This is a genomic window from Caballeronia sp. LZ024 (genome assembly GCF_031451455.1).
GTDB classification, from domain to species: Bacteria; Pseudomonadota; Gammaproteobacteria; order Burkholderiales; family Burkholderiaceae; genus Caballeronia; species Caballeronia telluris.
The window spans coordinates 1,204,936-1,217,822 of record NZ_JARUXL010000001.1 but is presented as its reverse complement, the minus strand read 5'-3'; the positions used below and the strand labels follow the sequence as shown (position 1 = coordinate 1,217,822).

The following is a 12,887-nucleotide window of genomic DNA, read 5'->3' as shown; positions in this document are numbered from 1 at the left end:
AGGCGTTCTTCAGGTTGAAGGTGCTGATATGAAGTAGTTTTGTCGGGCATTGCAACACCTTATACGAGATAGGTGTTGCACCTCGCTTTTGAGGCCGCCAGGCTAAACATCACCGTGGGCAGATGCAATGTCTGAATGGCACACACCTTCAAACGACGGCACCTAAGGGCGCCGCACGCCGGTAAGCAGCGGCTTCTTGTCAAGAAAGCGATACAGGTTGACGCTGCGCATGATAAAGGGGTATCGCCGGCGCGCGGTCACGCCATCGTTCATTTGCGCGTAGGCGTCGATTTCTCTCTGAATCAGTGCGGTGTCGTCGCCACTCGGCATGCTCAGTGCCGCCTCCGCGCGAACAGGCGCTGAGTTGCGGACGCGCGCATTCGCTAGCGCCTCCTCAACGCTGCCACCATGCGCCAACGTGTGGTTGAGTGAGCGAGTCCAGTTGCCGTCAAGCCAACTGTTGAAAATCCACTCCTGCCCTTTCTGTGAGCGCAGCGCCATGCGCATGTAGGTCCGAAAGAGCTGCCAGGTCTTCGGATTCATGTGCTTCTTATTGTCCCAGTCACTGCAGTTCTCTTTCGAGACTCCCGGATGGTCCTTGTCCGCATTGAAGGGCTCGTTGAACAAGTCGGCGGTTACCGGCTCCGAGCCGCAGAGGCCAGACGCACGAATCTGGTCGTATTGAATGCGCTTGTGGAGGTAGTTAGCGGGGTCAACGAGTTTCAGCAGCTCTGTTTTGTCTGCCGCCCTTGCTGCGTCTGTGACGAAATTCTGGGCAACGAACTCGATAAAGTGGCCTAGCTCATCGGAGTCGAGATGTGAGATACCAATGCCGCCAAGGTCGTAACTCATCACGTGTTTGCCTTGCCGGGCGTTGCTGTTGGAACTCCACTTCGTATTGCGCGAGTCCGGCAACTGAGCTTCGTCAACACCGCTGACGCCCCACTCGCTAACGCCCACGGTCAACGCAAGCAGCCCGAGATTTCGTCTTGCTTTGTCGTCGTTCGGGTTTGTGTTGTATGCCTCAACTATACGTTCGTAAAACGAAATTGGGATAGTTTCGTCCCGCGCGTTGTCATCAGCGGTCGTTGACCATTGCGCATGCGACATCAGTTCTTCGAGAACCGGATTGGTCCACCCCACTGCGTTCATAATTTTTCTCCTCGCCATTCCTACGAGAAATCCCGTTGTTCAGTGTTCGCAATCCTGAAGACTTGCATGTTGAACCGTCGCCATTATCGCGTCGCGCGCCTGCGGCTTGGGGCTCTTACCAAAAGCCTCCGATGAGTGGTTTTACGCGACGGACGGCCCTGTAGCTCATATAAAAGATTACAGAATGGATTCCGTAAAGCTCAATATTGTGTCGGTCGTGTAGGTGAACGCACATACAAGAACCAAAGTGCCGCAGTCGCAATGCGTCGCAGTGAAGTAAGCGAATGGGGAACTCTGCTGAGCGAAAGCTTTGTGAGCACGCACGGTGACCTTGCGACGCCTGTCATTCGCCTATCGTGCACTCGGCCGTAGTTGGAGCCGTTGAATCGTGGCGGCCCATTGGTAGCCACACGGCAACCGCGGGGGACGACCCCGACCTGCCTGGCAGCCGGGACCTGCTTACGCGTGGGACGGCAAATGGCAACCCTGTTCTGTTCGCCGTTGACCGGCTCTGCCCGGGCAAGCTCAGGATAGGGAGGACCGTCCGACTTCTCACATCGAAACCATCGCATCCGGTGCAGCACATACCGTATTCGGGCGTGTGGACGCCGGACGTGGAGGTGACGGCCGAACGCGTAACAGGCATCGTTGTCAAACGTCAGACATTGCTTTCCGATGCGGCGCACTTTCTTATGAGGTTCCCCGTCTGAATGCTGCCTCCTCCTTGTAGCAAACGTGAGCACGAGAACGTAATCCAAACGTTTGAGCAGACGTGCTCAGCGGCCCGCTTGCCCCACCATCTCCACACCGTCGTCATCCTGTCGTGGTGGAGTCGCTTGGACGGGCTTGCCATTTTGATTCACCATAACGACATCATCCCCGTCAGAAGAATCACCACCGGGAGGGGAAAGGGCGGCAGATTGTGTAAGCTCGTCGGGCTTGATGCCGCCTTGAGCCACCGAGCCCACGGCGAGGCCTTTTTCGTCAGCGGTCGGACTTGCTCCCGGGGGCGGAGCGACGACGATTCCTCTGTCCTTTTTCCAACGGGTTGAACGCTTCGCTTTGACGACAACGGGATTTGTCTTCGCGGGTGTTACGTCTTTGGCTTTCGATGATGCTTTTGTGGTCATGGTGACCTCCTTCATGTGACTTCAGCGACGCTTCATGATTGCGGCGCGCTCGATGCCATCGGTCCGGATGCGCCGCTTTCGGCAGCGGTCTTGGGCAAGAACGAAAAACTCCGATAACCGATAACAACCGGTGAATCGAACTGACGACTCATGACGACCCCAGTCCCGTTTCCATTGATGATGCTCACCTGAACGCCCGGATACTGTAGCGGTGCACTGTCGCCCTCTATCTGCTTGTAGAGAGTGTTGAGCTGAATAATAAACGCGGTCGCCTGCTCGATAGTTGGCGCGCTTGCGCCTGCCGGCGTAGGTATGAGCTGTTGTGCCGCAGTCGTCGCAGCAGCCCCGCTGGCCGGTGCCGGGCTCAGATACTTGGCGAGGGCGCTGAGCACCGTCGCCTGCGCACTTCCGGCGGGATACGACAGCCCAGCGGCTGCCTGAGCGGTTGCTGCCTTACTAAGCGTGATACTCACGTTGATTGCGCGCGCGGCATACACCTCGGTGATGATGTCCATGACCGGTGTGCCCTCGCTGCAGAAGCCAGGGGCGTTCTTTGCGTAGGCATAGTTCACTTGGGTGCGCAGCTCCTTGTTTGCATCTTCACGGTAGGCGGCGAAAAGTGGTGCGATAGGCATGCCGTACGACTCGGCAGCAGGCACTGAAATTTGAATGTTTTGAGCGTTTTCATAACTAAATCCTGCCTTCGCGAGAACCGACGGAAACGGTATCAACGCTTGTGCCTCGGCCTTGGTTGCTGAAATCGAAAAAAATTCTGGCATGGACACGGGCATCAGCACCACAGGGCCTGTAGCAGCGAATATTCCCGCGGGCGGAGGCGGTTTTGCAGTCGGCGCGGTGCCAGAGGCGGGATGCGCGATGACAGGCATCTGGACCCTGGTCTCGTACTGCTTGGCGAGTAACCCTTTTTTCACGACTTTCCCGCTGGCATCCGTGCTTGACACAATACCGGGTATCGACCCAATCCACATAGCAGGGTGATTGATTCCCGTAGGCGTCACCATCGAGTCGTCAGTGGCGAGAATCTTGTGTTCACACGACATATAGATGTCGCCGACCTGCAAGTCGGCTCGCGGAGGGAACACCGGGACGATGTCGAACTGCCGAACTTGCTTCGACCATAGTTCGGAAACGTAACTTGGCGGCATGTTCTTTGTGCTGCTACATGCTATCAACAAACACACCCCAGAAATCAGCAGAGTCGCTCCAAGTTGCCTCTTGTTCATCACAGCGCTCCCCGTTGTTAGAAGCTGTTAGATATTAGGCAGAGAATTGCTCTCAACCATGAAGTGGTAAACCACTACCGCAAGGAACGGTCTGTTTCGCACGACAGCACCAACGTGCGGAGCGCGCGTGTGCGGCGAAATCCGGCGTAACGGCCAACTGGTGGGTATGGTACGGAAACAAGACAAGCAAGATTTTGGGCTGAGTGGGCCGGTCTGCGTCTACATCACGGAAGACGGTCAGCTTCGCTGCAACTACGGCGGCCCGGACGACGAACTTCCAGAAAAGTACCGCGCAACATAACAGTGCCGACAAGTCAGTCGGATAACTGCGTCCGTTCTTCACGCAAACCGCCTAGGTTTGGGCGATACTCCCGGCTTCATCCCGGGCAATCGTTGTAGTAACGCGCAGAGCTGCAGCGCTAAGCGCTGCGGCTCATCTCGTCTCGACGCTGCCGTGTTCCGGCCATGATGTTTTTCGGGGAGTTCCCGCGATTGGGCTCCAAGGTCGGACCATAGTGATGTTGGCGTGCGGAAAAGTGGACGGGGAGCACCGACGCAGCGCTTCGGCTGCACAAGAGCAAAACAAGGCGCCGTCTCGAAGCCGAGTCCGAGCTGTTGTAGGCACTCCATTGCCGATACCTCATTGACGGGGTGCACGACGGCCGTTACCTCAATTGCTCAACCGTCGGTATGCGTTCAGATGCCTAATCAGCCCGCGGCGGTCGCCGCGCATTTCTAATAAAATGGCGAGATTGTGATGGGCGTCGGCGTAGTTCGGATTAAGCGCCAGGCACTGCTCATAGCTCTTCCTTGCCTCGTCAAGTCGCCCCATGGTGTCGAGCGCCACCGCTCGATTGAAATGCAGCACTGCATCGTCTGGGAAATGCCCTAGCGCTCGGTCGAACACGCGCAGCGCCTCATCGCATTGATGTTCGTCCTCGCACAGCAAGGCGCCAAGGTCGACGTACGCAGCGTAAAAGGGCTCGGGAGACAGCTCTATGGCGCGCCTGTAGTTCCGCTCGGCAGCGCCTGGGTCAGCCGCCAGCAACTGTTCTGCCAAGTCATATCGTTCCTGTGCCTGAGCAGCTGCTGTGCTTTTGCGTTCCGGCGTCGCGTCGAAGAGCACAACATCGCCTCCGACCTTGGCCACTTCGAAGTCGAGCAGCATCTGACCTGTTACCGCGTCCCACCGCGACGGTCCTGTCTTGACGACAATCGCGTCTCCCTCGGCAGCGATGCGGATGCCGGACAACGGAAGCTCGTCAGGAAGGTCGCGCTTGAGTCGGGCGAGCGCCTCTCGCAGCTTTCGCGGCGTGGTCTTCGCCGTCCGCAACTGCAATGCCGTGCGCAAAAGGACGACATCTTGGAACGTGAAGCGTAAGGCGTTGCGAGGGCCTCGGGTGGGCGTCACGAGACCTAACTCGATGAGTCCATCGACGACGCCGCGCGACACGCCCAGCATCGATTGGAGCTTGGCGAGTGACACGTAGTGCGATACGTCGCGCTTGCTCACTTGCGTGCGCGCGCCTTCGCCGGAGTTTCGGCGGCAACCTTCGGCGCTCGTGTGGCGGGTTTGCGTGTCTTTGGAACCACCGGTTCCTCCACAGCCTTCGACACAGTCTTCCGCCTCTCTGTGACCTTTGTCTTCTCACCGCTCTTGGCGAGACTAGCGCGCAACGCTTCCATCAAGTCAATCACTTCGCCAGTCGGTGCAGCTTCGCCAGCTTCGGGCGCTACGATTTGTTTGCCTTCAATCTTGCGGTCGATGTCAGCCAGGACCCGCTTCTTCTCTTCATCCTCATAGGCGGAAGCGTCGTAGTTGTCCTCTGCGCCCTGCTCGATGATTTGCACCGCAAGCTTCAATTCTGAATCGGAAACGGCGACATGTTCGATATTCAAGTCCTTCAGAGACCGAACTTCGTCTGCAAACAGCAACTGCTGAAAAATCATGCCGTCTGGCGTTGGACGAACCTGGACGATTCGCGTCTTGCCTTTGTACGACCATTTTGCGAGCGCACACCTCCCGGTCTCGGCGAGCGCCTGCTGCAAGAGGCTGTATGGCTTCCCGCCGCGTTTATCGGGCGCAATGAAATACGCTTTGTCGTAGAACACGGGGTCGACTGACTTTTCTGGAACGAACGAGACTATCTCGACGACATGACTCGCGCCTTCTTCCAGCGCCTTCAATTCGTCGCCGGTGAAGACAACATACCGGTCCTTCTCAAACTGGTAGCCCTTCTGCATGGAAGCCCGCTCGACAACCTGCCCAGTGGATTCCGAGACGTACTGCTGTTTCACACGTGAGCCGTCGGGGGCCAGCAGGTTGAACCGAATGTCGGACGAGCTTTCTGTCGCGGAGTACAGTCGAACTGGAATAGAGACCAGTCCAAAGGAAAGAGAAAGCGATGCAATCGAGCGAGCAACCATGAGCTTCTCCTGGCCGGCTGGTTAGCCTTTTGCCGGATGAAAATGATGAAATCGTCGCCCACAGCCGCCAGGGCGTGCAGACAGGATAGCACCAGGTGTGCCGCAGCACGGCCAGCAGCCACGATGACGGCCATCCCGCCTCTCCGGGTCATGCGACGGAACGGCATGTCGTTTGCTTCCTCGGCTCGTTGAATATTCGCTCGAGGTGGCACGTTGGGCTTCGTCACCGCTCTGCTTACGGACCGCCATCATGATTCCTACTCGTGACACGAAGTCGCCGCCGCTGGCCCGCTACGGGAAGAAACGGGATTTCAGCGTCACGCCGGAGCCATCCGCACGGACCAGTGACACGAGTGTCGGTACTGGTAGTCTCAGATTCGTCATCCAGAAGCACTGGGCGAGCCGTCTGCACTACGACTTTCGACTCGAGTTCGATGGCGTGCTGTTGTCGTGGGCAGTACCTAAAGGTCCTTGCTACGACCCTGGGAAAAAGCAGATGGCGGTGCATGTGGAGGACCATCCCGTCGATTACGCGGCCTTCGAGGGCACCATCCCTCCAAAGCAATACGGTGCTGGCACTGTCATTGTGTGGGACCGAGGAACGTGGGAGCCGGTAGGCGACGTCGCCAAAGGGATGGAAGCTGGGAAGCTAGTCTTTCGACTGCACGGCGAGAAGCTCGCCGGCCTATGGGAGTTGGTGCGCATATCGAAGGCCGGCGACAAGCAAGACCAGTGGATGCTCTTCAAAAAGCGCGACGAGTGGGCTCGGCCACTCGCAGAATACGACGTCATAAAGGCGCTTCCGGATAGCGTCATCGCGAATCCTCTCGGGCTCATTGAAGTACGTGAGCCGAGGGCGGGGCGACGCTCGCGCGCAGCCGAATCCGAGATTGACCTGTCGGCCGCAAGACGAGCGCCGCTGCCTGCAACGCTGGAGCCACAGCTGGCCACGCTTGCTGACTCTCTGCCTGCCGTAGGCGACTGGATAACTGAAACGAAACTGGACGGTTACCGCCTCCTTGCCCGGATTGATAAGAAGCGCGTGAAAATGTTCACGCGAAACGGCCACGACTGGACTGCAAAGTTTGCGACGCTCGCTGCCGAGCTTTTGAAGCTCCCGCTTTCAAGTGCCTGGATTGACGGCGAGATTGTCGTGCTCAAGGATGGCATTCCCAGCTTCTCAGCACTCCAGGATGCCATTGACGGCGCCAAGAATCGGGAAATTGTGTTCTTCGTTTTTGACCTCATGTATCTCGACGGGGACGACCTTAGGAAAGTGCCGCTCTGGGCAAGGCGAGCACGACTAGCACAGCTTCTTAAAGACTCGGGCGAACACCTGTTGTTCAGTCAAAATTTCGACGCGCCGCCCGCACAGGTATTTCAAGCTGCGGCAGGACTGGGCTTGGAGGGCCTGATGCTCAAAAAGCGCGATGCGCTCTATGAGTCGGGACGGACGCAAACGTGGCTCAAAGCGAAGACACGCTTGAGACAGGAGCTCGTTATTTGCGGCATGACCGCACGTGGCGGCAACGATGGGGAAGTCGGCAGCTTGTTGCTCGGTTATTACGTCGGCAGCAAGCTTCATGATGCAGGAAGCGTCGGGACCGGATGGAATTCTAGAACCGCACGAGACCTTTGGCACCGCCTCGCGCCTCTCGAGGTTGACGCGGCGCCGTTCGACACACCTGTCAAGAAGCCCGGACGATGGTCTAGGCGTGCACCGGACAGCGAGAGGTGGGTTCGACCAACTTTGGTTGCAGAGGTGGAGTTTGCGGAATGGACGGCGGACGGTGCGGTAAGGCAAGCCTCCTTTGTCGGCTTACGCCTAGACAAGACTGCTCGTACCGTCGTCCGTGAGGGTGGAAAGACGCAAGCCCCCGAGCCGCCCCCGCAACTCAAGATTACCCATCCCGAGCGCGTTATCGATTCGTCGGCGTCAATCACGAAGGCCGACCTGGTTCGATATTACGCAAGTGTTGCGGAACGGATGCTACCCCACCTCATAGACCGGCCTGTCGCGCTTGTTCGCGCGCCGGACGGTGTTGCCGGTAACCTCTTTTTCCAAAAGCATGCCGAGCGCACAGCGATGCCTGGCCTGACCGCTCATAGTCGCGATTTGTGGCCAAAGCATCCGCCGCTACTGACGGTCGATACGGCAGAGGCGTTGCTGAGTGCAGCTCAGATGAACACTATCGAATTCCATACTTGGAACTCGGTGGTCCGTCGGCTAGACGCGCCTGACAGGGTCATCTTCGACTTAGACCCCGGTGAAGGTGTGAAGTGGAATCATGTCCAGGAGGCCGCAATGCTGGTTCGGACACTGCTGTCGGAGTTAGGTATCCAAGCTTGGCTCAAGACAAGTGGCGGCAAAGGGTTGCATGTCGTCGTCCCGCTGGCTCCGCGAATGGACTATGCGAAGGTGAAGGCCTTCTCGCAATTGTTCGTTCGACATCTTGCCAAGACTATTCCTGAGCGCTTTTCGGCGGTATCTGGACCATCCAATCGAATCGGCAAAATCTATGTCGACTACCTGCGCAATGGAAAGGGCCAGACGACGGCTGCGGCGTTTTCTGCTCGCGCTCGACCTGCAATGGGCGTATCGATGCCGGTCGCTTGGGAGCAGCTTTCCGACCTCAAGACCGGAGCTCAGTGGAACGTTCAGACGGCACGTGAATATCTGAGCTTCCAGGCGAGCGACCCATGGAAGGACTTTTGGTCGACCGGACAATCTTTGGCAGCGGCAATCAAGCGTCTTCCATAAGCGGCTTCGCACGGGTTCCAGAACTACCGTCAGGTAACCCGAGTGCGGAATAACGTTAGTCGCATACTGACAAGCTCATGCGGACAATATCAGCGTAACTTCTTGGTGAGCAACTCATCCAGCGCATCGCGCGCCGATTGAAGTTCATCAACAGCAGCGGCGAGGCGCGCTAACTGCAAAGCCCGAGCGCCTTCGTTGCCCTCGGCCTTGGCGTGTTCTTCCAACGCCTCGGTTGCTGATAGCACCTCTCGCGCTGCCCCCGCGACTCGTGAGATGGCCGCGGCCTCGCCACACTTTTGTTTCACTCGCCGGCTGCTCCACAAAGTCAATCAGTCTTCGATGCGGAAGCCTGCCTTGAGCGTCACCTGCCAGTGCAGGATTTTCCCACCTTCAGTATGACCTCGGACCTCCTGAATCTTGAACCATTCGAGGTTCTGCAGCGTAGCAGACGCTTTTTCAAGCGCGACCCCCACCGCATTGTCGGACGAAATCATGGACGAGCCAGTTAGCTCGAGAAGTTTATAAACATGTTCGGACATTGAGAGCTAGCTTCACGATAAACAGACGCCCGTCGAAGTAAGGGCCTGAATCGGGTTAATGCAACGCATGGGTACCATGCACAAGACCACGGCGCAACTGACTTGTCTCCACTGCCGGGATGCGCCATGTGCCCAATTCGCAGTGTCAGTTGCGCGCCTCCGTTCCCTTCAACTCGTCGTGTTTGTGAGAATGCGTCGCGGCGTACTTTAGTTCAAAATGCGCCCCCTTTCCGCTTCGCGTCGGCGGAAAGTGCTCTCCCTCAACACAAGTCGCTTCAAATGTATTTTTTCCGTCATCGTGTACGACCGAGTAAATGCCGCTGACCTTTACGATTTCGCCGGGCTTGTATGCGGTGTCGCCTGCCATGGTTGCCTCCAGGTTTCATGTGAGCCTTAGGCTCAGCAAGCCGCGTTCGGGACAGCAGCCCAGCAGAGCGGCGTCGACGCAACGCTCCGGCGGGCCTGCCGCTTGTCGATATGAGTCAACAGAAGTTACGGCTTACTGTATTCAGTCCGCCGAGTAGATGAGACATGTCGACAAGCCGCTGCGCGACAAGATGTCGAACCTCGCCTTCGCACTGCCACGTTCCGTATACGCCAAGCAACGCTGCGCCGAGTGCTTCCCTTCTTTGCTTCTCAAGGAGCGACGGCCAAATGATGACGTTCACGTTCCCGGTCTCATCTTCGATGGTGACGAACATGACGCCTTTCGCAGTGCCTGGTCGCTGACGCACCGTAACCAGTCCGCATCCGCGAGCGAGTCGACCATTTCGATAGGTCATCAGCGTTGAGGCTGGCATCAGTCGTTGCTCGAGCAGTGCCGGGCGCAGCAAAGAAAGCGGATGTCGCCCAAGGGTGAGTCCCGTCGAGTTGTAATCAGCGACGATATTCTCAGCCTCCGACGGCGCGCCGAGCACCGGCGTCTCATCGTCAATCCTAGCTTCAGCAAGGATATCGCGGTCCGGGACCGCCGCAACGGATTGCCAAAGCGCTTCCCGCCGATTTCCCGCCAGCGACGAAAGCGCATTTGCTGCAGCTAGGACCTGCAAGTCGCGACGGTCGAGCTGCGCGCGTCTCGCGAGGTCACTGACACTCGAGAATTGCTTCACGGCTCGAGCCGCTTCAATACGTTCTGCCGCGCCGTCCTTCATCCCTTTCAGCAGTGACAGGCCAAGGCGAACCGCCATCTCTGAATTCGTTTGCCTCTCGAGCACCGAATCCCATCCGCTGATGGTGACGTCTACAGGAACGACCTTTACTCCGTGACGCGTCGCGTCCTGCAACAGCTGCGACGGTGAATAGAAGCCCATCGGCTGACTATTCAGCATTGCTGCGAGGAACGCGGCCGGCTCGTGGCATTTGAGCCAGCTGCTTGCGTACACGAGCAGCGCGAAACTCGCCGCGTGGCTCTCCGGAAAGCCGTACTCGCCGAAACCTTTGATTTGTTCAAAAATGGCTTCTGCGAAGTCCTTCTCATAGCCACGGTCCTGCATTCCGAGGACGATGCGGTCGTAGTATTTCTCGAGTCCGCCTTTGCGCTTCCATGCGGCCATGGCGCGACGGAGCTGGTCCGCTTCGCCTGGCGTAAAACCCGCAGCCAGGATGGCGACCTGCATGACCTGCTCTTGAAAGATTGGCACGCCAAGCGTTCGCCCGAGTGCAGTCTTCAAGGCATCGCTGGGGTAAGTCACCGGCTCGAAACCTTGCCGCCGTCTCAGATACGGATGGACGGCGCCACCTTGAATTGGCCCAGGCCGTACGATGGCCACCTCGATGACCAGGTCGTAGAACTCGCGCGGCTTCATGCGAGGCAGCATGCTCATCTGCGCGCGCGACTCAATTTGAAAGACGCCCACTGTATCGGCGCGCGAAATCATGTCGTACGTCGCTTCGTCCTCAGCGGGAATGTCCTGCATCTCAAACCGCTCCCCGCGCTGCTCGGAGATGATGTCGAGCGTCCGGCGAATTGCTGACAGCATGCCAAGTGCGAGCACGTCAATCTTCAAGAGACCCAACGCTTCGAGGTCGTCCTTGTCCCACTGAATCGCTGACCGGTCCGCCATCGCTGCGTTCTCGACCGGTACAAGGCGCGTAAGCTTGCCCCGGCTGATGACGAAGCCACCGGAGTGCTGCGACAGGTGTCGCGGAAAGTTAAGAATTTGAGCCGCCAACTTTGCCCACAAATCGATAAGTGGATTCTCAGGGTCCAGGCCCGATTCGGCGAACCGACGCAACAGGTCCTGCGATTGGTCGAACCACTGGTGCGACTTCGCAACCTTGTCGACGATTTGCGGGTCGATGCCGAGCGCCTTTCCGGTCTCGCGCAGAGCACCGCGCGGCCGATAGGTTGATACTGCTGCGGCGATAGCAGCCCTGTCGCGACCGTATTTTCGGTAGATGTATTGGATGACTTCTTCGCGTCGCTGGTGCTCGAAGTCGACGTCGATGTCGGGCGGCTCTCCGCGCTCCTTCGAGATGAACCGCTCAAATAGCATGTTTCCGCGGGACGGGTCGACCTCCGTCACGCCGAGGCAGAAGCAGACCGCGCTGTTCGCGGCTGAGCCTCGACCTTGACACAGAATGTGCTGACTACGTGCAAAGCGAACGATGTCGTAGACCGTCAGGAAGTATGCTTCGTAGTGAAGGTCGCGGATGAGCTGCAGTTCGTGTTCGATTTGCTCTTGGACGGCATGCGGGATGCCTGCCGGAAAACGACGATGAGCGCCAACGTACGTCTCTTGTCGCAGGTAATCCTCGTGCGTAAAGCCATCCGGCACAAGTTCGTCTGGGTACTCATATCTAAGCTCGTCGAGCGAAAAATTGCAGCGTTCGAGGATGTTGAGCGTCTCGGACAGCGTATGCGCAGGGTACAGGTTCGCCAGCCGCAGTCGCGAACGTAGATGGCCTTCCGCGTTGGGCGCGAGGTCGTAGCCACAGTCCGCGACGGGCTTGCCGAGTCGAATGGCGGTCATCGTGTCTTGCAGTGGCTTCCTCGACCGCACATGCATGACGACATTTCCGGTCGCGACAACTGGGACGCGATACTGGTCAGCAACGTATTCGACAGCCCCGCGATGAATGTCGTCCATCGCACGTTGGTGCAAGGTGAGTCCCACCCATGCGCGCTCTGCGAAGACATCATTTATCCACTCGAGCTGAGCAGCAAGGGCGTCTTCTTTCGCAGGGAAGTCTGGCACCAGTATGGCAAGGCAGTCGGGCATGCCTCTGAGATGCGCGTAACCACTCTCGGGCTTTGAGATGTCTTGCGGCGTCAGCAGGTATTCGCCTTTTGCTGCCCGCATGCGTCCCAACGTGATGAACTCGGATAGGTTGCCGTAGCCGTTGCGATTTTGAGCGAGCAGAATGAGACCGAACGCCGGACTCTTGTCCGCATTTACGAGCTGAAAGAACGAACCAATGATGAGCGGGAGCTTCTCCTCTTTCGCCTGTACATGAGCGCGGACTACGCCCGCCAGCGAGCATTCATCTGTGACAGCGAGTCCGGAGTAACCGAGTTGCGAAGCACGCAAAACCAGCTCCTCGCCATGCGAAGCGCCGCGGAGAAAAGAGAAGTTGGTGAACGCGAATAGCTCCGCGTAATCCGGCAATGCCGACGAGGGGAAGTCCACGACGA

The 12,887-nt window shown here is 58.0% G+C and carries 10 protein-coding genes; 1 reads left to right on the top strand and 9 read right to left on the bottom strand.

Features of this window, described 5'->3' with window-relative positions:
* Positions 1 to 162 precede the first annotated feature (162 nt).
* The 5 genes from QCE48_RS05445 to QCE48_RS05425 form a co-directional block, all read right to left on the bottom strand.
* Positions 163 to 1,152, bottom strand: coding sequence for a hypothetical protein (locus QCE48_RS05445; protein WP_309785730.1), 990 nt, complete (start codon positions 1,150 to 1,152; stop codon positions 163 to 165).
* A 776-nt stretch (positions 1,153 to 1,928) separates the two neighbouring features.
* Positions 1,929 to 2,282 carry a hypothetical protein gene (locus QCE48_RS05440; protein WP_309785731.1) on the bottom strand — a complete coding sequence of 118 codons (354 nt, stop codon included), beginning with the start codon at positions 2,280 to 2,282 and terminating at the stop codon, positions 1,929 to 1,931.
* Between the two features lie 32 nt (positions 2,283 to 2,314).
* A complete protein-coding gene (locus QCE48_RS05435) occupies positions 2,315 to 3,526 on the bottom strand; it encodes a hypothetical protein (RefSeq protein WP_309785733.1) in 1,212 nt (403 codons plus the stop codon).
* Positions 3,527 to 4,196: 670 nt separating this feature from the next.
* Positions 4,197 to 5,039, bottom strand: coding sequence for a tetratricopeptide repeat protein (locus QCE48_RS05430; RefSeq protein ID WP_309785734.1), 843 nt, complete (start codon positions 5,037 to 5,039; stop codon positions 4,197 to 4,199).
* Positions 5,036 to 5,953, bottom strand: coding sequence for a Ku protein (locus QCE48_RS05425; RefSeq protein WP_309785735.1), 918 nt, complete (start codon positions 5,951 to 5,953; stop codon positions 5,036 to 5,038). Before QCE48_RS05425 ends, QCE48_RS05430 begins: the two co-directional genes overlap by 4 nt.
* Positions 5,954 to 6,203: 250 nt before the next feature.
* Here QCE48_RS05425 and ligD point away from each other — a divergent pair, with 250 nt between their 5' ends.
* Positions 6,204 to 8,714, top strand: a complete 2,511-nt coding sequence (gene ligD, locus QCE48_RS05420) for a DNA ligase D (RefSeq protein WP_309785736.1) — start codon at positions 6,204 to 6,206, stop codon at positions 8,712 to 8,714.
* An 89-nt stretch (positions 8,715 to 8,803) separates the two neighbouring features.
* Here the strand turns inward: ligD and QCE48_RS05415 are convergent, their stop codons facing one another.
* From QCE48_RS05415 to QCE48_RS05400, 4 genes are all read right to left on the bottom strand, one after another.
* Entirely contained in the window at positions 8,804 to 8,938 is a 135-nt protein-coding gene (locus QCE48_RS05415) for a hypothetical protein (RefSeq protein WP_309785737.1), read from the bottom strand.
* A gap of 105 nt (positions 8,939 to 9,043) precedes the next feature.
* Complete coding sequence (locus QCE48_RS05410) at positions 9,044 to 9,253, bottom strand: dodecin (protein ID WP_309785739.1); 210 nt, start codon at positions 9,251 to 9,253, stop codon at positions 9,044 to 9,046.
* Positions 9,254 to 9,398: 145 nt separating this feature from the next.
* A complete protein-coding gene (locus QCE48_RS05405; RefSeq protein ID WP_309785740.1) occupies positions 9,399 to 9,620 on the bottom strand; it encodes a hypothetical protein in 222 nt (73 codons plus the stop codon).
* 115 nt (positions 9,621 to 9,735) lie between these two features.
* On the bottom strand, positions 9,736 to 12,882 hold the full coding sequence (locus tag QCE48_RS05400) for an error-prone DNA polymerase (protein WP_309785741.1): 3,147 nt from the start codon (positions 12,880 to 12,882) through the stop codon (positions 9,736 to 9,738).
* Between the last annotated feature and the right edge of the window lie 5 nt (positions 12,883 to 12,887).

Coding starts and splice junctions, on each gene's coding strand:
- QCE48_RS05410 (WP_309785739.1), bottom strand. CDS start 9,253: ATGTCCGAACATGTTTATAAACTTCTCGAGCTAACTGGCTCGTCCATG.
- QCE48_RS05440 (WP_309785731.1), bottom strand. CDS start 2,282: ATGACCACAAAAGCATCATCGAAAGCCAAAGACGTAACACCCGCGAAG.
- QCE48_RS05435 (WP_309785733.1), bottom strand. CDS start 3,526: ATGAACAAGAGGCAACTTGGAGCGACTCTGCTGATTTCTGGGGTGTGT.
- QCE48_RS05425 (WP_309785735.1), bottom strand. CDS start 5,953: ATGGTTGCTCGCTCGATTGCATCGCTTTCTCTTTCCTTTGGACTGGTC.
- ligD (WP_309785736.1), top strand. CDS start 6,204: ATGATTCCTACTCGTGACACGAAGTCGCCGCCGCTGGCCCGCTACGGG.
- QCE48_RS05445 (WP_309785730.1), bottom strand. CDS start 1,152: ATGAACGCAGTGGGGTGGACCAATCCGGTTCTCGAAGAACTGATGTCG.
- QCE48_RS05405 (WP_309785740.1), bottom strand. CDS start 9,620: ATGGCAGGCGACACCGCATACAAGCCCGGCGAAATCGTAAAGGTCAGC.